Origin of the sequence: Pseudomonas sp. Y39-6 (assembly GCF_023651955.1) — a bacterium.
GTDB classification, from domain to species: Bacteria; Pseudomonadota; Gammaproteobacteria; order Pseudomonadales; family Pseudomonadaceae; genus Aquipseudomonas; species Aquipseudomonas veronii.
This window is the reverse complement of the sequence record NZ_CP069594.1, coordinates 5,533,793-5,552,117: the sequence shown is the minus strand read 5'-3', so window position 1 is coordinate 5,552,117 and position 18,325 is coordinate 5,533,793. Positions and strand designations below refer to the sequence as shown.

19 protein-coding genes and 1 pseudogene are annotated in these 18,325 nt (G+C 62.1%); 10 read left to right on the top strand and 10 right to left on the bottom strand.

Going from position 1 to position 18,325, the window contains the following annotated elements; translation table 11 throughout:
• Positions 1-38: 38 nt before the first annotated feature.
• Positions 39-935 (top strand): LysR family transcriptional regulator, encoded by an 897-nt coding sequence (locus JN756_RS25215; RefSeq protein WP_201021464.1) that lies wholly within the window; start codon positions 39-41, stop codon positions 933-935.
• Here JN756_RS25215 and JN756_RS25210 read toward each other — a convergent pair.
• The gene (locus JN756_RS25210) at positions 932-1,849 is read right to left on the bottom strand and encodes a LysR family transcriptional regulator (protein WP_201021463.1); all 918 of its coding nucleotides are present in this window, start codon (positions 1,847-1,849) and stop codon (positions 932-934) included. The two genes, JN756_RS25215 and JN756_RS25210, sit on opposite strands and share 4 nt — an antisense overlap.
• 104 nt (positions 1,850-1,953) lie before the next feature.
• Between JN756_RS25210 and JN756_RS25205 the strand changes: the two genes are divergently transcribed.
• From JN756_RS25205 to JN756_RS25195, 3 genes are read left to right on the top strand one after another with little or no spacing between them, the layout of a single operon-like run.
• On the top strand, positions 1,954-2,712 hold the full coding sequence (locus tag JN756_RS25205) for a 5-oxoprolinase subunit PxpA (RefSeq protein WP_057004500.1): 759 nt from the start codon (positions 1,954-1,956) through the stop codon (positions 2,710-2,712).
• Between the two features lie 56 nt (positions 2,713-2,768).
• A complete protein-coding gene (locus tag JN756_RS25200) occupies positions 2,769-3,647 on the top strand; it encodes a 5-oxoprolinase subunit B family protein (protein WP_017847221.1) in 879 nt (292 codons plus the stop codon).
• Positions 3,644-4,618, top strand: a complete 975-nt coding sequence (locus JN756_RS25195; RefSeq protein ID WP_057004499.1) for a 5-oxoprolinase subunit C family protein — start codon at positions 3,644-3,646, stop codon at positions 4,616-4,618. Before JN756_RS25200 ends, JN756_RS25195 begins: the two co-directional genes overlap by 4 nt.
• A 141-nt stretch (positions 4,619-4,759) precedes the next feature.
• Here JN756_RS25195 and JN756_RS25190 read toward each other — a convergent pair whose 3' ends face one another.
• Positions 4,760-6,376, bottom strand: coding sequence for an inorganic phosphate transporter (locus JN756_RS25190; RefSeq protein ID WP_046382307.1), 1,617 nt, complete (start codon positions 6,374-6,376; stop codon positions 4,760-4,762).
• A 140-nt stretch (positions 6,377-6,516) separates the two neighbouring features.
• Complete coding sequence (locus JN756_RS25185; protein ID WP_017847224.1) at positions 6,517-7,539, bottom strand: transporter; 1,023 nt, start codon at positions 7,537-7,539, stop codon at positions 6,517-6,519.
• Between the two features lie 65 nt (positions 7,540-7,604).
• On the opposite strand from JN756_RS25185, the pseudogene JN756_RS32495 reads away from it, so the two are divergent.
• Positions 7,605-8,495: pseudogene (locus JN756_RS32495) on the top strand (hypothetical protein); the annotation flags it as partial.
• Between the two features lie 165 nt (positions 8,496-8,660).
• Positions 8,661-9,428 (top strand): methyl-accepting chemotaxis protein, encoded by a 768-nt coding sequence (locus JN756_RS32490; protein WP_370737557.1) that lies wholly within the window; start codon positions 8,661-8,663, stop codon positions 9,426-9,428.
• Positions 9,429-9,487: 59 nt separating this feature from the next.
• Here the strand turns inward: JN756_RS32490 and JN756_RS25175 are convergent, their stop codons facing one another.
• Positions 9,488-9,796: a PepSY domain-containing protein gene (locus tag JN756_RS25175; RefSeq protein ID WP_017847226.1), complete on the bottom strand. Its 309-nt coding sequence runs from the start codon at positions 9,794-9,796 to the stop codon at positions 9,488-9,490.
• An 87-nt stretch (positions 9,797-9,883) separates the two neighbouring features.
• Positions 9,884-11,011: a glycerophosphodiester phosphodiesterase family protein gene (locus JN756_RS25170; RefSeq protein WP_017847227.1), complete on the bottom strand. Its 1,128-nt coding sequence runs from the start codon at positions 11,009-11,011 to the stop codon at positions 9,884-9,886.
• A gap of 233 nt (positions 11,012-11,244) precedes the next feature.
• On the opposite strand from JN756_RS25170, the gene JN756_RS25165 reads away from it, so the two are divergent.
• On the top strand, positions 11,245-11,568 hold the full coding sequence (locus JN756_RS25165) for a DUF2025 family protein (RefSeq protein ID WP_017847228.1): 324 nt from the start codon (positions 11,245-11,247) through the stop codon (positions 11,566-11,568).
• A gap of 58 nt (positions 11,569-11,626) precedes the next feature.
• Here the strand turns inward: JN756_RS25165 and JN756_RS25160 are convergent, their stop codons facing one another.
• Together JN756_RS25160 and JN756_RS25155 are read right to left on the bottom strand one after the other, a co-directional pair.
• Positions 11,627-11,947: an antibiotic biosynthesis monooxygenase family protein gene (locus JN756_RS25160; RefSeq protein WP_017847229.1), complete on the bottom strand. Its 321-nt coding sequence runs from the start codon at positions 11,945-11,947 to the stop codon at positions 11,627-11,629.
• Positions 11,944-12,651, bottom strand: coding sequence for a CTP synthase C-terminal region-related (seleno)protein (locus JN756_RS25155; RefSeq protein ID WP_126589222.1), 708 nt, complete (start codon positions 12,649-12,651; stop codon positions 11,944-11,946). Before JN756_RS25155 ends, JN756_RS25160 begins: the two co-directional genes overlap by 4 nt.
• An 80-nt stretch (positions 12,652-12,731) precedes the next feature.
• On the opposite strand from JN756_RS25155, the gene JN756_RS25150 reads away from it, so the two are divergent.
• A complete protein-coding gene (locus JN756_RS25150) occupies positions 12,732-13,613 on the top strand; it encodes a LysR family transcriptional regulator (RefSeq protein ID WP_108524463.1) in 882 nt (293 codons plus the stop codon).
• Positions 13,614-13,633: 20 nt separating this feature from the next.
• Here the strand turns inward: JN756_RS25150 and JN756_RS25145 are convergent, their stop codons facing one another.
• The 3 genes from JN756_RS25145 to JN756_RS25135 all read right to left on the bottom strand — a co-directional run bounded on the left by JN756_RS25145 (position 13,634) and on the right by JN756_RS25135 (position 16,152).
• On the bottom strand, positions 13,634-14,158 hold the full coding sequence (locus JN756_RS25145; RefSeq protein WP_046382313.1) for a DUF1003 domain-containing protein: 525 nt from the start codon (positions 14,156-14,158) through the stop codon (positions 13,634-13,636).
• Positions 14,159-14,275: 117 nt separating this feature from the next.
• Positions 14,276-15,334: a diguanylate cyclase gene (locus JN756_RS25140; RefSeq protein ID WP_046382314.1), complete on the bottom strand. Its 1,059-nt coding sequence runs from the start codon at positions 15,332-15,334 to the stop codon at positions 14,276-14,278.
• Positions 15,335-15,525: 191 nt separating this feature from the next.
• On the bottom strand, positions 15,526-16,152 hold the full coding sequence (locus tag JN756_RS25135; RefSeq protein ID WP_046382315.1) for a TetR/AcrR family transcriptional regulator: 627 nt from the start codon (positions 16,150-16,152) through the stop codon (positions 15,526-15,528).
• A gap of 124 nt (positions 16,153-16,276) precedes the next feature.
• On the opposite strand from JN756_RS25135, the gene JN756_RS25130 reads away from it, so the two are divergent.
• Both JN756_RS25130 and JN756_RS25125 read left to right on the top strand, forming a co-directional pair.
• Positions 16,277-17,335, top strand: coding sequence for an MBL fold metallo-hydrolase (locus JN756_RS25130; protein WP_079444556.1), 1,059 nt, complete (start codon positions 16,277-16,279; stop codon positions 17,333-17,335).
• 198 nt (positions 17,336-17,533) lie between these two features.
• Positions 17,534-18,187, top strand: a complete 654-nt coding sequence (locus tag JN756_RS25125) for a hypothetical protein (protein ID WP_201021462.1) — start codon at positions 17,534-17,536, stop codon at positions 18,185-18,187.
• Positions 18,188-18,325 lie beyond the last annotated feature (138 nt).

Here is an 18,325-nt window from a genome sequence, read left to right as displayed (position 1 = left end):
TAAAGCGAAATCACTGGCCGGAAAAGGCGAACAATCCCATGAACAAACTGGAGTTGCTGCGCACCTTCGTGCGCGTCACCGAACTGTCGAGTTTCACCGGCGCCGGCGAGAGCCTGGGCCTGCCGCGCTCCACGGTGTCCGAGCATGTGCAGGCACTGGAAGAACTGCTCGGCGCGCGCCTGCTGCAGCGCACCACGCGCAAGGTGCAGGCGACCCAGGACGGCCGCGTGCTGTATGAACGCAGCAAGGACTTGCTTGCGCACATGGAGGAACTGGAGGGCTTGTTTCGCCAGGACGAAACACAACTGACCGGACGCATTCGGGTGGACCTGCCGACCATGATGGCGCGGGATTTGATCCTGCCGCGCCTGCCGCATTTCATGGACGCGCACCCGTTGATCGAGCTGGAAATCAGCGCCACCGACCGTCAGGTCGACCTGCTGGCCGAGGGGTTCGATTGCGTGCTGCGCGTCGGTGTGCAGCCGGACCAGTCGGTGGTCGCCCGGTTGTTGTGCAGCATGCCGATGATCAACTGCGTGAGCGCAGGCTACCTGCAACGCTATGGCGTGCCGCGGACGCTGGCCGACCTGGCCGACCACCACTTGGTGCATTACGTGCGCCCGCTGGGTTCGCGCTCGGCGGGGTTCGAATACCTGCAGGGCAACAAGGTACAGCGCTTGCCCATGGCCGGGCGGGTCACGGTCAACAGCACCGATGCCTACAAATCCGCCTGCCTGGGCGGTTTCGGGATTATCCAAGTGCCGGCCCTGGGCATTGGCGATCAGTTGGCCAGTGGCGAACTGGTGGCGGTTTTGCCGGAATACCCGGCGCCGCCGTTGGACGTGTCCCTGCTCTATGCCGGGCAGCGGCATTTACCGCTGCGGGTGCGGGTGTTCATGGACTGGTTGGCGGCGACGCTGCAAGCCCAACTCTAACGCCGCGCCGACAACTGCTGCGGGGCCAGGAAGGCGTCGTGGAAGTAGTCCCGGAACGCCTGCATCGCCGGGGTAAATGCGCGCTCGCGGTGCCAGGCCAGGCCGACGCTCATGGGCGTCACCGGGTCGGTCACGGTCAGGGTTTCGATGCGCTTGCCTTCCAGGGACCAGGGCCGATGCACCAGGTCCGACAGGATCGCCACGCCGCTGCCATTGGCGACCATGCTGCGCACTGCTTCCACCGAACTGGTGCGCAGCCGCACCTTGGGCGTTTGCCCGGCCTGTTCCCAGTAGCGCATGGCGCTGTGTTCGGCTTCGTCGACGGTCAGCAGGATGTAGGGCTCGCGGGCCACGTCCGCCAAGCTGACGGCGCCGCGTTCGCACAACGGGTGATGGCTGGGCAGCCACAGGCGGCGTTCGGAGTTGAAGAGGATTTCCGACACGATATCCGCGTGGGTGAGGTTGGCGGTGAGCACCACGGCCATGTCGAACTGGCCGTCGAGCAGGCCGTGTTCGATGGCCTGGCGCTCCTGCTCGAACACCTCGATGGTCACGTCCGGGTGCCAGTGTTCCATGCGCTGCAGATGGTGCGGCAGGAAGTAACCGAGCACCGTGTAACTGGCGGCGACCCTTAGCACGCCGCTGGCGCGGTAGTCGGGCAATGGGCTGTTCAGCGCGTCGTCGACACTGCGCACGATCACATAGGCGCGGTTGAGAAAGTGCCGCCCGGCGTCGGTCAGGTTCATGCCCTGGGCCGAACGCACGAACAATTGCACGCCGAGCATCGTCTCCAGTTCCTTGATCGCCGTGGTCACGGCCGATTGGGAGATGTTCAGGTGAATCGCCGCCTGGGAAATCTGGCCGATCTCGGCGGTGGCGACGAAGTAGCGGATTTGGCGCAAGGTCAGCGACATGGCGATATCTGTTTTTCAGAAGATAGGCCATCTGATAATAGATCTTCCCAAGGGGTCAAGCCGCAGCCTACTTTTCAGCATCACCTTTGGCGGAGCGACTTTTCATGCAGGCAGTGGATTTCAATTCAGACATGGGCGAAGGCTTCGGCCCCTGGACGATCGGCGATGGCGTCGATGCCGAACTGATGGCCTACATCAGCTCGGCCAATATCGCCACCGGCTTCCACGCCGGCGACCCCGGCACCATGCGCCGCACCGTCGCACGCGCCAAGCAACTGGGGGTCGCCATCGGTGCCCATCCGGGCTTTCGCGACCTGGTGGGCTTCGGTCGCCGCCATATCAACGCGCCGGCCCAGGAGTTGGTGGACGACATGCTCTACCAGCTCGGCGCCCTGCGTGAAATCGCCCGCGCCCAGGGTGTGCCCCTGCAACACATCAAGCCCCACGGCGCGCTCTACATGCACCTGGCCCGCGATGAAGACGCCGCGCGGTTGTTGGTGCAAAACCTGCAACTGATTGAGCCGACACTGTTGCTGTACTGCATGCCGAATTCGGTGATCTGGCGCATTGCCAAGGAACTGGGGCAGCCGGTGGTGCGTGAGTTCTACGCCGACCGCGAGTACGACCTGAGCGGCTCCATCGTGTTCACCCGCACGGTGCGCGCCCTCGACCCTGCCACCGTCGCGGCGCGGGTCCTACGGGCTTGTCAGACGGGTCTTGTACGCACCGTAGAAGGCGAAGACCTGTTTATCGAATTCGATTCCATCTGCCTGCACAGCGACACCCCCGGCGCCCTGGAATTGGTCGAAGCCACCCGTGAAGCCCTGGACCAAGCAGGCATTGCGGTCAGAACACCCGAATAAGATCGACCCCATACTTTTTTGCCTGCCTTTCTATAACGATTCCAAGAGGAACAGACATGGCTGAAACGTCCCCCATCCGCTACAGCTTCGGCGCCGACGAACACCTGTTCGCCGAGGTCAGCGACAGCATGTCCCTGGAGGCTTTCTTCAAAGGCATGGCCGTGACCCGCGCCGTGGAACGCCTGGCGTTGGACGGTGTGCTGGATGTGTGCCTGGCCAACGCCTCCTTCCAGATCCGCTTCGACCCGGACCGCATTGCGCCCCATGTGCTGCTCGACGCGGTGCAAAGCGCCGAAGCCCAGGCCGTGGCCGAACGCACCTTGCACACGCGCATCATCGAAATCCCGGTGCTCTACAACGACCCCTGGACCCACGAAACCCTGATGCGCTTTCGCGATCGCCATCAAGACCCCAGCGGCACCGACCTGGAATATGCGGCGCGGATCAACGGCCTGGCCGATGTCGACGCTTTCATCGCGGCCCACAGTGGCGCGCCGTGGTTTGTGTCGATGGTCGGCTTTGTCGCGGGCTTGCCGTTCATGTTCCAGATGGTCGAGCGCGAGCGGCAGTTGCAGGTGCCCAAGTACCTGCGCCCGCGCACCGACACGCCGAAACTGACCCTCGGCCATGGCGGCTGCTTTGGCTGCATCTACTCGGTGCGCGGAGCCGGCGGCTACCAGATGTTCGGCGTCACTCCGGCACCGATCTACGACCCGGCGCAGCAGTTGGCCTACCTCAAGGACCACATGGTGTTCTTCCGGCCGGGCGACATCGTGCAGTTCAAACCGATCGACCGCGAGGCCTACGACCTGGCCGTCGCCGAGGTGGACGCAGGACGTTTCGACCTGCGCATCCGCCCCCTGGAATTTTCCTTGGATGCGTTTCTCGCCGACCCCATCGGTTATCCGAAAACCCTGCAGGAGGCGCTGGCATGATCAAGGTGCTCAAACCCGGCCTGGCGACCTCGGTACAGGACCTGGGCCGCGAAGGTTATTACCACCTGGGTATTCCGCCGTCGGGCGCGCTGGACCAGTACGCGCTGAGCGCGGCCAACCATTTGGTGGGCAACCCGCCGGGCGCGGCCGGCCTGGAATGCACGCTGATCGGTCCCGAGCTGGAGTTTCGCCGGGACGCCTTGGTCGCCCTCAGCGGCGCCTTGATGGCGCCGCGCCTGGACGGTGAAGTGGTCCACCAGGACACCGCGTTCCAGGTCCGCGCCGGGCAGGTGTTGCGCTTCGAATTTCCCCTGGCCGGTGCGCGTACCTATCTGGCGGTCGCCGGCGGCATCGACGTGCCGTTGGTGCTCGGCAGTCGCTCGACCTACACCCTCGGCGCACTCGGTGGCTTTCACGGGCGGCGATTGCAGGCGGGGGATGAGTTGCCCATCGGCGAGCCCAGTGGGCAGGGGCGGGCGGGCAACAGCTTGCCGATGGCCTTGCGCCGGGCAGTCGGTGGCGATGTGACCTTGCGCGTGGTGCCCGGCCTGTATTACGAACGCCTGACGGCGGCGGCGAAAAGCAGCTTTTTTGCCGAGCCGTGGACGGTGGGGTCCGAGGCGGATCGTATCGGCTATCGCTTCAAGGGCGGCAGTGCGTTGAGCTTTCAGCCACGGGAGCAGCCGTTTGGCGCGGGGTCCGATCCGTCGAACATCGTCGACAGTTGCTACCCGATCGGCTCGATCCAGGTGCCGGCCGGGCTGGAGCCGATCGTGCTGCATCGGGACGCGGTGTCGGGCGGCGGCTACGCGATGATCGGCACGGTGATCAGTGCCGACCTGGACTTGATCGGGCAGATGCAGCCGAACCAGCGGGCGGGGTTTGTGGCGGTCAGCCTGGAGCAGGCGTTGGAGGCGCGGCGGGTGTACAAGAAGCGCCTGAAGGCAATGACCGGGCTCTTCAATACCTGAAACACCACCCAGCAAAATGTAGTGGGCCAGCAGAGTTTGGTGAACAGCCAGTAGAGCAGCATCGCCACCCTGGTCACTGCCACACCGACCAACAATGTGGGAGCGAGCAAGCCCCCTCCCACATTGTTGACCGGCGCTGGGTCAGAAGAGTTTGGTGAATAACCAGTACAGGCTACCCGACAGTAGAATCGCTGCCGGCAAGGTCAGCACCCAGGCCATCAGCAAATTGCGGATGGTCTTCATCTGCAAGCCGCCGCCGTTCGCCACCATGGTCCCCGCCACGCCGGACGACAACACATGGGTGGTCGACACCGGCAAGCCGAACATATCCGCAGCGCCGATGGTCAGCATCGCCACGGTCTCGGCCGAGGCGCCTTGGGCGTAAGTCATGTGCGTCTTGCCGATTTTCTCGCCCACGGTCACCACGATGCGCTTCCAGCCGACCATGGTCCCGAGCCCCAGGGCGATGGCCACGGCGATCTTCACCCACAGCGGAATGAAGCGCGTGGAGTTGTCGATCTGTTGCTTGAACAGTTGCAGCTTGCCTTGGGTGTCGGCGTCGAAGTTGCCGATCTTGGCCTTGTCCATCAACCGAATGGTTTCGCTGGTCAGGTACATGTCGTTACGCACGTTGCCTACGGCTTCGGCGGGGACTTTAGCCAAAGAGCCGTAGCCTTTGACTTCATCGCCGATCTGGCCGGCGAGGGCGGCGAGGGCCGGGATCAGTTCGGGTGTGGCGTCCTTGGTCCGCACGTAGGTCGAGAGGATGGGGCGCGGGTCGCCCGGCAGCGCTTGCGGCGCGCTTTTCATCAGCGCGACCTGGGTCACTTCGGCCACCGCGGCAAACTGCAACGATTGTTCGGCGGGCATGGCGCGGTTCAGCGCATACGCCATCGGCAGGGTGCCGACCAGGATCAGCATGATCAGGCCCATGCCTTTTTGCCCGTCGTTGGAGCCGTGGGCGAACGATACACCGGTGCAGGTGAGGATCAGCATGCCGCGAATCCACCATGGCGGTGGGGTGTCGCCTTTGGGCGCCTTGTACAGCGCGCGGTTTTTCACGAAGGCGCGCAGGGCCAGCAACAGCAGGGCGGCGAAAGCGAAACCGATCAGCGGCGAGAGCAGCAGGGCGTAACCGATCTTGATCGCCTGGCTCCAGTCCACGCCGCTGGTGCCATCACGCCCGTGCATCAAGGCATTGGCCACGCCGACGCCGATGATCGAACCGATCAGAGTATGGGAGGACGAGGCCGGCAGGCCCAACCACCAGGTGCCGAGGTTCCATAGGATCGCCGCGATCAGCAGGGCGAAGATCATCGCGAAACCGGCCGAGGAACCCACCTGCAAAATCAGCTCGACCGGCAGCAGGGCAATGATGCCGAACGCCACTGCGCCGCTGGAGAGCAGCACCCCGAGGAAGTTGAAAAAGCCCGACCACACCACCGCGAACTGCGGCGGCAGCGAGTTGGTGTAGATCACCGTCGCCACGGCGTTGGCGGTGTCGTGGAAACCGTTGACGAATTCGAAACCCAGGGCGATCAGCAGTGCCACGCCCAGCAGCAGGAACGGCGTCCAGGTGGTGACCAGCGTGCCCAGTTCGTGCATGTCGCGCATCAGGCTGTAGGCAGTGAACAACAGGCCCATCGCGAGCACGGCAAAGAACATGATCACCGTCAGCAGGCCGGGTTTTTTGTCCAGCCTGGGTCGGGTATCAACGGATGACGTATGCGTTGAAGCTGTCAGGGAAGGGGTGGCCATGCAGTAACATCCAGTGTCGGAAAGGATGTCGCCCATGATCATTGCAGAATATTACAGAGATGCTGCGATAGATCAGTGTTTAGCGGATTGGATCGGCCGTTGGTCTACAAACGCACAGATTTTTTGAGCGCATGTGAGGGTCAGTAGTCGTTGCGTTTCCTGAAGGCCCAGCGCCCGGCAATCAAGGTAAAGGTCGCGACCAACGCCACCAGAATCCAGAAGCCTTCCGGGTCTTGGGAAAGCGGCACGCCGCCTACGTTCATGCCGAAAAAGCCGGCAATGATATTGATCGGCAACGCCAGCACCGTGACCACCGTCAGCGTAAACAGCGTGCGGTTGCTTTGTTCGTTGAGGTTGGCGGCGATTTCTTCCTGCAACAATTTGATGCGTTCGCCCAGGGCCGTCAGGTCGTTGATGATCAGCGCAAACTCCTCGGTGGATTTGCGCAGCTCCTTGACGTCTTCCTTTTGCAGCCACTGCGGCGGGCGGTTGAGCAGCCGCAGCAACGAGCCGGGCTCCAGCGCCAGCAGGCGTTGCAGGCGCACCAGCACCCGGCGCATGGCGCCCAGCTCGGCGCGGTTGGTGGACAGGTGCGAGGAGAGCAATTGGTCTTCGATGTGGTCGACGCTGATGCTGGTCTTGCGCACGATCTGCGTCAGCACCTCGCCCTGGTCGCGCAGCAAGTGGACCAGTAGCTCCAGCGGCGAGCGGAAGTGCTCACCGGCCTTGACCGACGAACGCAACTTGTCCACCGAGTGCAGCGGTTGCAGGCGCGCGCTGATCAGCAAGTGACTGCGGGCGCAGACCCACAATGTGGAAATATCCGACGAGACCATGCTGCTGAAGTTGAACACCACGTCGTTGACCACCGCGAGCAAGGCAGAGTCGACGTGTTCGATACGGGTGGAGCGCGAGCCTTCGTGCAAGGCTTCGAAGAATTCTTCCGGCAATTGCAGATGCGCCAGCATCCAGCGCTCGCATCCGGCATGCGCCAGGTTCAGGTGCAGCCATAGAAACTCCTGCGGGTCTTGCGGTTGCTGCAAGGCCTGGAGAGCGGTGGCTGAATCAATCTGCTCACCCTTTTCGCCTGGGCGGAAACGGAAACCGTAAAGCAAGCCAAACAGATCGGAGTCCTGGTGGCTGTGGTCGATGCTGTGGTTCATGGAGTCTCGCAGAGAAAGGACCTGTAGGACGTTTCACAGGTTCGCGTGAGCGAATCATTGCAAGGATGCTTGACAGTTTTGTGACAGTTTTCGACTTATTTCGCCTTGATGACATTTTATTGACCGGCTATCGAAATGAGCTCAAGAAGTGTCTAGATCGGCCGATTCAGGGCGCAAGAACCGCTGCGGATGACGGCGCCTTCGACGACAGGGATGTCATGACGTATTTGCACCTTTTCCTTGTTTCGAGGCTTTTCCCGATGACTTTTTTGCGAACATCCCTGCGGGCACAGATTTTGTCGCTGCTCGGCGGCAGCCTGCTGGCGATGCTGTTGATAGCCCTGGCCTGTTTCAACTTCCTTTCCAACGGGGTGCAGAGTTACCGCAGTTTGCTCGACGGGCCGTTGCTCACTTCACAGTTGATCGATGAGGCCAACCTGCAATTCAAGGTGCAGGTGCAAGAATGGAAAAACGTGTTGTTGCGCGGCAAGCAGCCGCAGGACCTGGAGAAATATTGGGGCCAGTTCCAGGATCGGCAGCGCGATGTACAAGGCATTCTCTCGCGGCTGGTCACCCAGACCGCCAGTGACCCGGCGCTGAGCCAGCGTATCCAGAACCTGCGTCAGGAACACCAGCAGCTCGGCGTTGCCTACCAGAAGGGCCGCGATGCCTACTTGGCCGCCGGCGCCGACCCGAGCGCCGGAGACACCGCGGTCAAGGGCGTGGACCGCGCCGCCAGTGAACAGATGAGCGCGCTGGTCAGCGACCTGCGTGCCCAAAGCACCCAGCAATCCCAGGTCATCAGCGCCCATGCCGAGCGCACGGTGATGGTGGGGCTGGCGATCATGTTGCTGTCCGGCGTATTGATCGGCCTGTTCAGCCTGTGGTTGATCAACCGCAACCTGATCCTGCCGATCCGTGGCTTGATCGACTATGTGAGCCAGCTGAGTCACGGCCGTTTTGCCGAGCGTGTCGCCAGTCGTCGCCAGGACGAACTGGGGCATCTGGCGGAGGCCGCGAACACCTTGCGCGACTTCTTGGCCGAAACCTTCAGCCGCCTGCAGCGCAGTGCCACCGATCTGGTCCACGCCAGCGGTGAGTTGAATTCGATCGCCGGGCAAATGGCGACTGGTACCCACGAACAATTCAACCGTACCGACCAGGTGGCCACGGCCATGACCGAAATGTCGGCCACCGCCCAGGAAGTGGCGCACCACGCCGCCAGTGCGTCCCGCGCGGCCGATGACGCAGACCAATCGGCCCGCGAGGGCGGCGAAGTGATGAAAGTCACCATTGCCACCATCGGCCAGATGCGTACTGAAATCCTCAACACCGGCACCATCATCCGCCGCCTGGAAACCGACAGCGTGCGGATCGGCAAGGTGCTCGAAGTGATTCGCGGGATCGCCGAGCAGACCAACCTGCTGGCGCTCAACGCCGCGATCGAGGCGGCACGGGCGGGCGAGGCGGGGCGCGGGTTTGCGGTGGTGGCCGATGAAGTGCGCAGCCTGGCGCAACGCACGGCGGCGTCGATCATCGAGATCAATCAGATTATCCAGGCGGTGCAAACCGGCGCGGTCGACGCGGCCGAGGCGATTGTCACTGGCCAGTCGTGCAGCGATGACAGCGTGGAAAAAGTCACTCAGGCCGGCGCGATGCTGGCTCACATCACCCAGGCCGTCGAAGCGATTCGCGACATGAACCGCCAGATCGCCACGGCGGCCGAGGAGCAGACGTCGGTGGCCGAGGATATTTCGCGCAATATCACCCAGATCACCACCGTGGCCACCGCCAACCTCGACAACGTGAAGCGCACCGAAGCGGCGAGCCAGAATCTGCGTGGTTTGTCCGGCGAATTGAACGAGGTGACGGCGCGACTGAGCGCTTGATCAAGCGCCCATAAAAAACCGCGCCACCCGAAGGTGGCGCGGTTTTTTCAGGGTTTGACTCAGGTGTCTTGCTTGTCTTCGAGCACGGTGCCGGTCTTGGCGTCGAGTTTCACTTCAAAGCGCTTGCCGGCGGTGTCGGTCAGTTCAACTTCGTAGACCAGGACGCCGCTGTTGTTGTGGTCCAGCTCGGTGTCGGTAATCTGGGCGCCGGCGTGTTTGGCCACGGCGGCGGCGTTGAGCTTGTCGAAAGGCATCACGGCACCGGATTTGAGCAGACCTTCGATATGATCCGGGCGGACATCGGCCTGGGCCAGGCCGGCGGCCAGGGTCAGGGCGGTCGCGGCAAACAGAGCAGTCAAGGTTTTCATGGTGTGTATCCTTTTTCGGTGAGCTGTTTAAGTGGCGCCAGATTAACCGGCGCAACTTAATTCATCCTTAATGGCACACTGACTCGCTCAGTATTTGTGGTCGTTCAGCAGGTCCTGCACGCTGGACGACGGCCAGCGCTTGTAGAACTTCAGCAGTTCGGCGGCGCGGTTGGTGAAGATACCGTCGACGCCGGCGTTCATCACTTTCTCGAAGTCCACAGGTTCATCCACGGTGTAGACGTGTACCAGCAGGCCCTTGTCGTGGGTCAGCTTGTTCATTCCAGGCTTCACCAGGTCGGTGTAGCTCTGGTCGCCAAGGGCGGTCAGCTCCGCCGACGGGCCCGTGCCGATGGCGCCGAGGCTCTTGGCTTCGTCGACCCACTTTTCGAACTCGGCGGCGTCCTTGGGCTCTTGCTTGGCGTAGTAAGCGGCCTTGGTCGCTTCGCCGGATTCGGCGAAGGTTTGCTTGGATTTCGGCTCGATGCTGCCTTCACCCACCCACAGCAGCAGGATTTTCGGGGTGTTGGGCATTTCTTTCTGCAGCTCTTTCAGGCTGGCCGTCTCGAAGGTCTGCAGCACCACGCGCCCTTTGCCCTGGCCGACCCCGGTGTTGCTCTTGCCCAGCTTGGAGCCGGCGGAGCTCAACCAGCCTTTGTCCAGCAGCTTGTTTTTCAGGTCGGCTTCGATGCCCGGGAATTGCTTGGGTTCTTTGGTTTCGATGTACAGGCCCGGTTTGTGCTGCGGGTTGCCTTCGGCGATCTTGATGATGTCGTCCAGGCTGAGGATTTTCAGGCCGACGAAGCCCGGGCGGGCGCGGTCCGGGTAGGCGGCGTTGAACCAACTGCCGGCGTCGAGGGTTTGCAGTTCTTTCCAGGTGAACTCGTTGGCCGGGGCGTCTTTGCGCTCGGGGAACTTGGTGGCCACGTCGGTGGTGCGTTGCAGGTTGTTGTCGTGCAGGGCGAACAGCACGCCGTCCTTGCTGCGCTGCAGGTCCAACTCCAGGTAGTCGGCGCCCAGGTCGCGCGCGACCTTGTAGGCTGCGGCAGTGGACTCGGGGGCGTCGTAGGACGCACCGCGGTGGGCGATCACCGCAGGGTAGGGAATGCCTTCGTTAGTTGCCAATTCAGCCGGGCTGATCGGGTCGGCAGCCTGCGCCTGGCCAAGGCCAAGCATCAGGGCGAGCAGCAAGGCACTCTTGGTGAACGTGACAGGCATATGTGGAGTCCTTTCGTGGAGGGAGCTTTGAGAAGGCTTCCTTTTTAACAATTGATAACGAAAGGCGCTATCACCAAACCGACATTAACGTGTGTGCGCGCCAATTTTCTGGGTTTTTTTTGCGTGGCTTTGCAGTACTCTTGCCGCGAACCGCCCCGTAAGAGGGCAGTACTTTCCGCCACGCGTGTAAACCATCTTTCCAGTCCCTGTGGGACTTTTCAGTGAGGTTTACCATGCGAATCACCTCCGAGCTTATCTGCCAGGCCGCCGACCAGCTTCACGGTTTTGTCGGCCTCAACCGCAAGACCGGCCAGTACATCGTGCGTTTCAGCGAGGACTCCTTCGGTATGGATGTCGCCGATGACGGCATCATCCCCACTGCCGAATTTGTCTGGCTGCCGGCCCCCGAGCACGTCATGACGTTGTCCCGTGAGCGTCTGCAGCTGCTGCTCGATCAGAACATCGACGACCGCATCAACATCACCGAGCCGCTGCGCGTGTACATGCGGCGTGTGGAGATCCCGCAGATCAGTGCGTTGCGCAGTCTCGTCAGCTAGCCTGAGCGGCGTTTTGGCATCGATGAAGATCAACGGCGGGAGGGCTTCTGGCTGCCGTTCAGTTCTGGAATGTGTAGGCCCGCTCCACCTTGCATACGCGGGTGTGAAACGCCGAGTACCAAGTGGAACGCCCCTGCTCGCGCACCGCCCGATGCTCGGCCTGTTGTTTCCAGGCGAGGATGTCGGCTTCGCTGCGCCAGTACGATACGGTGATCCCCAGGCCATCCTCCCGCGCCGACTCAACCCCGAGAAAGCCCGGCTGCTCGCGCGCCAGTTCCAGCATGCGCGTGGCAGCCTCAGCGTAACCGTGGTCACCGGCGGTGCGCAGTGAGCTGAAGATCACTGCGTAGTAAGGCGGAGCGGGGGTGTGGGCAATCATACCGAGGTCTCCTGGCAGGCTTTGAGCAGAGCGATCACCAGCGGCGGCGTGACGCCCCTGAGGGCGGCGCGTTCGGGTTGGAACAGCGTGGCGACAAAGAACGGATGGTCCAGCAACTCCACCGCGCGCAGGTCGCCGGCCGAGTCGTGGCCGCAGGGGATCAGAGCACCGTCCAGCAGCGCGCTGGCGAAGTCGGGGTTGATGCCGTAGCGGCAGCGATAACCTTCGTGGATATCGCGTGTGCCGTAGGCGTCGGCGATGCGCGTGTAGGCGGCCAGGCGCACGGTGTCGGTGGCTTCCACCAGAGAACAGCTCAGTGGCGCGATCACCGCACGTGGGGCGTTGGGGGCCAGTTCGCCATGTTCGGCATCGGCCCAGCCCAACACATTGCGGGCATATTCCAACACCGCGTGTTGAAAACCGCCGCAGGTGCCGAGGAAAGGGCGCCGCTGCTCGCGGGCAAAACGGATCGCACGCAGTGCGCCGTCGATGTCGCGGTACGGGCTGGCGGGCACGCACCAAAAGCCATCGAAACCCTGCAGCGCGGAGGTGGTGTTGAGGGTGTCGGTCTCCAGCCATTGCGTGCGAACCGTCAGGCCCAAGGCGTCGGCGGCCTGTTGCAGCGCCACGGGAATGGCCTGGTGTGCAATGACATCGGGGTTGTAATCGCCGATCAGGGCGAGGTGCAGCGTGCTGGCGTTCATCTTAGGCATCCCCTGGCTTGTTGTGTCCTGGCGCGCACTATAGATTGGCGTTCACGCAATCAATATTGGCGTTTTCCCACATGTTCAATGCACTCACGCACTATCGAATCGATTACCCCGACCTGTCGCTGATCCTCGCCCTGGTGCGCGGTGGCACCCTGGCGCGGGCCGCCGCGTTGTTGCGGGTGGATGTGTCGACGGTGTTCCGCGCCGTGCGGCGCCTGGAGGCCGCGCTGGGCCAGACGTTGTTTGAAAAAAGCCGCTCCGGTTACCTGCCCACCGGCCTGGCCAGTCATCTGGCGCAACAGGCCGAACGCGCCGAACAAGCCCTGGAAGCGGCGCGGGTCGGCGTCGAGCAAGGCGGTGAAGTGATCAGCGGCACCGTGCGCCTGACCTGCACCGACTCGGTACTGCAAGGCTTATTGTTGCCGGCGCTGGCGCAGTTCATGCCGGATTACCCGGCGCTGACCCTGGAGCTGAGCACCTCCAATGACTTCGCCAACCTCAGCCGCCGCGATGCCGACATCGCCTTGCGCCTGACCCGGACACCGCCGCAGCATCTGGTCGGACGTTGCCTCGGCACCGTGAGGTATCAGGTGTGCGCGAGCACAGATTTTGCGCGGCAGCACGCAGGACGCGAGCTGGCGGAGCTGGCCTGGATCGCACCGGATGATTTCCTGCCCGATCATCCCACCGTCGTCTGGCGCCGCGCGCAGCTGCCGGGTGTGCGTCCCGGCTATCGCTGCAACAGCATGTTGTCGGTCACCGAACTGGTGCGGGCAGGGCTGGGCGTGGCGGCGCTGCCGGATTTCCTGTTGGATGAACACCTGCAACCGCTGGGCCCCGCGTTGGCGGGGCATGACACGGCGCTATGGCTGCTGACGCGCCCCGATTGCCGGGCATTGCGCTCGGTGGTGACGCTGTTTGATCAACTGGGGCGGCATGTCCGACTGAGCCCCTGAGACCGGCGGGCATGGGGTGCTTAAGGTTTTCGCACAAACTGCGCGTGCATTTCACACGTCAGGGTCTCGATGCGCTCGGTCAGTTGCTTGGTCATTTCCGTCAGCCGAGTGTTCTGCTCCAGCAGTTCCAGCAGCTGTTTGCTGGTGTTCTGCGCCTCGGCCTGGCGCTCGGCATTGGCGACGGCCAGCGCTTCACGGTGCTGCGCGTCGGCGTCGGACTGGGCTTTGTCGCGCGCGGCCTGGCGTGTCTGGGCCAGCAGAATCAGCGGCGCCGCGTAGGCCGCTTGCAGGCTGAAGGCCAGGTTGAGCAGGATGAACGGGTAGACGTCGAAGTGCGTGATGCCGCTGACGTTGAGCGCAATCCACACGGCCACGATCAAGGTTTGCGCACCGAGGAACATCGGCGTGCCGAAGAAGCGTGCGAAAGCCTCGGCCTTGAGGGCGAAGGTGTCGTTGCCAAAGGTCGGCGCCAGGTGCGCGTGGCGTCGATGGAAACGCAGATGATCGACGGGGACGGCTTTGGGGTTGTCGGGGGTTGGGCTCATGGCAAACTCGGGTCATCAATGTTTAAGACAGGCGGCCACTATAGCCTTGGCGACCTGTCTTACGCATGAATAACCCGAGGACGACCTGGGGTGCCTACGAGATGCCGTATGACCGCCTCAGGCGGAATGGGCGACCGCGTAGTTACTCGCATTGACCCGGTTGCGCCCGGTGTCCTTGGCGGCGTACAGCGCGCGATCCGCCGCGTTCAGCCAGGTGGCGGCATCGGTGAAGATCCGTTGGAAATCGGCGAGGCCGATGCTCAGGCTCACGCGCAACTCGGGGATCTGCGGGTTGCGATAATTACTGAAGTTTTCGCGGATACGCTCCATCACCCGTGCGGCTTCTTCCAAGGGCATTTGCGGAAGAATCACACAGAACTCATCGCCCCCGTAGCGTCCAGCCAGATCGTTTTCGCGCAGGTTGCGCCGTATCTCCAGGCTCAGTTGGCGCAGTACGGCATCGCCGACGATATGGCCGTGAGTGTCATTGATTTGTTTGAAGTGATCGATATCGATCAGCGCGATGGTGGCGTGGCTTTGCTGTTGCCGGCACTTGTGGAACTTGAGGTGCAGCAGATCTTTCCAGGAACCGTGGTTGAGCAGGCCGGTGAGGCTGTCGGTGCGGCTCAGGGCGCTGAGGGCGCGTTTGTGTTCCGACAGTTTGATCGCCAACTCGTAGCAGACCATGCCGATGGCCATGGGGTACAACGTCAACATCGGCAGGCAGGTGTAGACCTGCAGCAGGCTGACGTCGGGGTTGAACCGCACGCCGAACAGCGCCCATGCCACCCCGATCCCCACCCCTTGCGCGAGCAAACCGCGCAGGAACAGGCGCTTGCCGCCGGCGGCGAAGTTGTTCATGGTCATCATCGAGAGGATGGTCACGGCCGTCAGCGGCGTGAACTGGGCAGCGGCGGCCCAGAAACCACCGCACAACGAGTCATACAAAATGTTGCGCTGTTCGGCGTGGTAGGGGAAGGGTGAGCGGATTGACAGTTGGTACGCCACATGTGCCCACGCCAACCCATTGAACAGCAGGAACGCCCACACCCAGCCCGGCATCGCGAGCGGGTACAAGCCGCCGATGACACTGATGCAGCCGATACCCAGGCCGATGATCCTTGGCTTGTAAATACGCCTGGCAAATGAAAGCCCTTTGCCTCGTCTGTTTTCCATAGATTCCCAGGTCAGCTCTTTTTCACAGATTCAGCCGCGCGCGTGTGCAGGGATAACCGTTGATCGGATAATGTGTGTGAATATTGTCGATTATTCATGTAGGAATAATCAGTGTCCTTCCAGGCCATTCGCGCAAAACAGAGGGCAAATAGGCCAAAAACGACCAGGTATGTCGCGTCTGCAACGGTCGTTTACTGCGGGCGGCGAGTATCGGCGTCGTAGCAGGACAGAAACATATCGATTGCCGACTCGATCACGCGGGCTTGGTCGGCGGCGTCGAGGGTGGGTTGGCCGAGGGTGATCTGCGGCCAGAAGGCGAATGCCTTGAGCAGGCTTTGAATCTGGTGCGCGGCGAAGGCCGGGTCGGCACACGTGAGCCGGCCGTCTTCCTGGGCGGCGCGCACCCATTGAGTGAAACCTTCTTCGCGCATGCTCAAGCGGTTGACCATGTCCTGGGCGCGTTCCGGCGAGTGAATGGTGGCGGCGATGGCGACCCGGGCCAGGTCGAGGAAGTTAACGTCCGACATCATCTTCATCTTCGCTTCCAGCAACCCGCGCAGTTGTTCACGCAACGGGCGGTCGCCGGCGTAGCTCACGTCGAGTTGCGCGACGCTGCTGGCCCAGAGTTGGTTGAGAATTTCGGCGAACAACTCTTCTTTGCTGGGGAAGTGGTTGTACACCGTGCGCTTGGAAACGCCGGCGGTGGCGGCGATCCTGTCCATGCTGGTGACCTCGAACCCATTGACCCGAAACTCTGCGATGGCGGCGGCCAGGATGGCTTCGCGTTTGCGTTGGGTGAGGCGTTGAGGCGCAGTCATGAACAGTGATCGACTCTAAAAGGAAAATTACACTCGGTAGTTTACTTGCTCCGGGTTTTGTTGCAATCTTGAAACTACACTGTGCAGTGTAATTCCATGAGCGGTCCGTAGGAGTCACCTTGTAATGGCCACGATTTCAACCCGTCTCGATCCCTCGCCTGTGGTACGCAAAGCTGCCGAACAGGAGCAAGGCACCTTCAGTAACCATGCTCCCGTACAGCGCGCCGGCTTCGGCAGAACCTTGCGCATTTTCTGGAAGATGCTGTTTCACAAGCCGCGCAGTACGCGGCCGGTGGGGGAGATTCCGGTACATTCGCTGACCCGCGAACAGCTGTCGGCCGCCCCCGACCACAGTGTGTTCCGCCTGGGGCATTCCACCGTGCTGCTGAAAATGCGCGGCAAATTCTGGCTGACCGACCCGGTATTCGCCGAGCGCGCTTCGCCGTTCAGTTGGGCCGGCCCCAAGCGATTCCATGCCCCGCCGATCAGTCTCGAAGACCTGCCGCCGTTGGAAGCGGTGATTCTTTCCCACAACCATTACGACCATCTCGACCGCAAGGCCGTCATCCAACTGGCCGACAAGACCCGCTACTTCCTTGCGCCGCTGGGCGTCGGCGACATCCTGGTGAAGTGGGGTGTGGACGCCGGCCAAGTGCGGCAGTTGGATTGGTGGCAGGGCAGCGAAGTCGATGGCATTCATTTTGTCGCCACTCCCGCGCAGCATTTTTCCGGGCGTGGTTTGTTTGATAGCAACCAGACGCTGTGGTGTTCCTGGGTGATGATCGATGGCGCGCGTCGCGTGTTTTTCAGCGGCGACACCGGTTATTTCGACGGCTTCAAACGCATCGGCGAACAGTACGGGCCGTTTGATCTGACGCTGATGGAAACCGGTGCTTACAACGTCGACTGGCCCCATGTACACATGCAACCGGAGCAAACCCTGCAGGCGCACATCGACCTCAAAGGCCGCTGGCTGCTGCCGATTCACAATGGCACCTTCGATCTGGCCTTCCATGCCTGGCACGAGCCTTTCGACCGTATCATGGCGTTGGCGTGGGAGCGTAACGTGTCGATTACCACACCGGCCATGGGGCAGGCGTTCAGTTTGAGCCAGCCCGCGCGAGGTGTCGCGTGGTGGTTGGAGGTGGAGGTTCAGAGCGGTAAGGAAGCGCTTGTGAACTGACGGTTGGGAAAAACGGAAAAAAAGGAATTTTCAAGGTGTTGCAGGCCTACGACAAACGCCAGATGAGAGTGCGATGATCTCGGGAAGGTCAATTTCCGGGAGTCGGCTCTGATGGACAATAAATGTGGGAAGTCTTTGCTATCGCCTATGTCTTGTCGGCGGGAAGCGTTTTTACCCCCCTCTGCGGAACCGGTTTGTTTGGCGCAGGCGCCCTCCAACGCTCACATCGAAACGGGGACCACGACGGCACTGGGTATCGGCTACGTCCCCGATGCACATCTTGGTGCCGGCGTTGTAATCCCTGGCTATAACGTGCCGGCCCTGCCTCTGAAACCTGTGCGCGACCCCGCGCTGTCATTGATCGCCTTGAGTGGTGTCGAGCCCACTGAATCGGGCAAGGTGGAAGCTGCCTTGGTGCAACACTCCAGCAATTGCGCCGTCCCCTACACGTTGGCGGGCACTCGCGTGGGGTTCGCCGACCGCCTTGTGCGTGGCAATGATCAGGAGCCGATTGAACACAGCGCATCCTTCCTGGAAGCGTTGGGCTTCCTGCGTCAGGCCGGTGCCCAACTGGTGGCGGTGCCGGCAGAGCGGGCTGATGACGGCCTGCGCTTCACCCTGCATTCGCGCAATGAAATCGATGAGCGTGTGAGTGAGTATCGGCTGGATGCGCTGGTGTCCGAGAGCCATAGCGCTGCATTCCATGCCGCGTGCTGGAGTGGCTACCCGAGCCTTGGTGAGCCGCTGGGGGACGGGGTGACGCTGTGGTTCTATGGCGCACAGTGGTCGAAAGACTCGCTGAAGGTGCTGGTGCAGGGCTATCGCAACGCCCGTGGCCTGACTAATGGGTAGGCAAAGCTACCAACTGCGCTGAACAATCCCACGGTTTGAACAACCTGCGTCGCGCAGCCTGGAAGGAGGGGGGTTTTTAGACTGGTGTACGGATCAATGTGGGTCCTTCATCACTTCTTACGCCTTCCGGGAGGTGCT

Bases quoted from the DNA above. Each gene is read 5' to 3' on its own strand.
- JN756_RS25215 (WP_201021464.1), top strand. From the start codon at position 39: ATGAACAAACTGGAGTTGCTGCGCACCTTCGTGCGCGTCACCGAACTG.
- JN756_RS25210 (WP_201021463.1), bottom strand. From the start codon at position 1,849: ATGTCGCTGACCTTGCGCCAAATCCGCTACTTCGTCGCCACCGCCGAG.
- JN756_RS25205 (WP_057004500.1), top strand. From the start codon at position 1,954: ATGCAGGCAGTGGATTTCAATTCAGACATGGGCGAAGGCTTCGGCCCC.
- JN756_RS25200 (WP_017847221.1), top strand. From the start codon at position 2,769: ATGGCTGAAACGTCCCCCATCCGCTACAGCTTCGGCGCCGACGAACAC.
- JN756_RS25195 (WP_057004499.1), top strand. From the start codon at position 3,644: ATGATCAAGGTGCTCAAACCCGGCCTGGCGACCTCGGTACAGGACCTG.
- JN756_RS25190 (WP_046382307.1), bottom strand. From the start codon at position 6,376: ATGGCCACCCCTTCCCTGACAGCTTCAACGCATACGTCATCCGTTGAT.
- JN756_RS25185 (WP_017847224.1), bottom strand. From the start codon at position 7,539: ATGAACCACAGCATCGACCACAGCCACCAGGACTCCGATCTGTTTGGC.
- JN756_RS32490 (WP_370737557.1), top strand. From the start codon at position 8,661: ATGGCGACTGGTACCCACGAACAATTCAACCGTACCGACCAGGTGGCC.
- JN756_RS25175 (WP_017847226.1), bottom strand. From the start codon at position 9,796: ATGAAAACCTTGACTGCTCTGTTTGCCGCGACCGCCCTGACCCTGGCC.
- JN756_RS25170 (WP_017847227.1), bottom strand. From the start codon at position 11,011: ATGCCTGTCACGTTCACCAAGAGTGCCTTGCTGCTCGCCCTGATGCTT.
- JN756_RS25165 (WP_017847228.1), top strand. From the start codon at position 11,245: ATGCGAATCACCTCCGAGCTTATCTGCCAGGCCGCCGACCAGCTTCAC.
- JN756_RS25160 (WP_017847229.1), bottom strand. From the start codon at position 11,947: ATGATTGCCCACACCCCCGCTCCGCCTTACTACGCAGTGATCTTCAGC.
- JN756_RS25155 (WP_126589222.1), bottom strand. From the start codon at position 12,651: ATGAACGCCAGCACGCTGCACCTCGCCCTGATCGGCGATTACAACCCC.
- JN756_RS25150 (WP_108524463.1), top strand. From the start codon at position 12,732: ATGTTCAATGCACTCACGCACTATCGAATCGATTACCCCGACCTGTCG.
- JN756_RS25145 (WP_046382313.1), bottom strand. From the start codon at position 14,158: ATGAGCCCAACCCCCGACAACCCCAAAGCCGTCCCCGTCGATCATCTG.
- JN756_RS25140 (WP_046382314.1), bottom strand. From the start codon at position 15,334: ATGGAAAACAGACGAGGCAAAGGGCTTTCATTTGCCAGGCGTATTTAC.
- JN756_RS25135 (WP_046382315.1), bottom strand. From the start codon at position 16,152: ATGACTGCGCCTCAACGCCTCACCCAACGCAAACGCGAAGCCATCCTG.
- JN756_RS25130 (WP_079444556.1), top strand. From the start codon at position 16,277: ATGGCCACGATTTCAACCCGTCTCGATCCCTCGCCTGTGGTACGCAAA.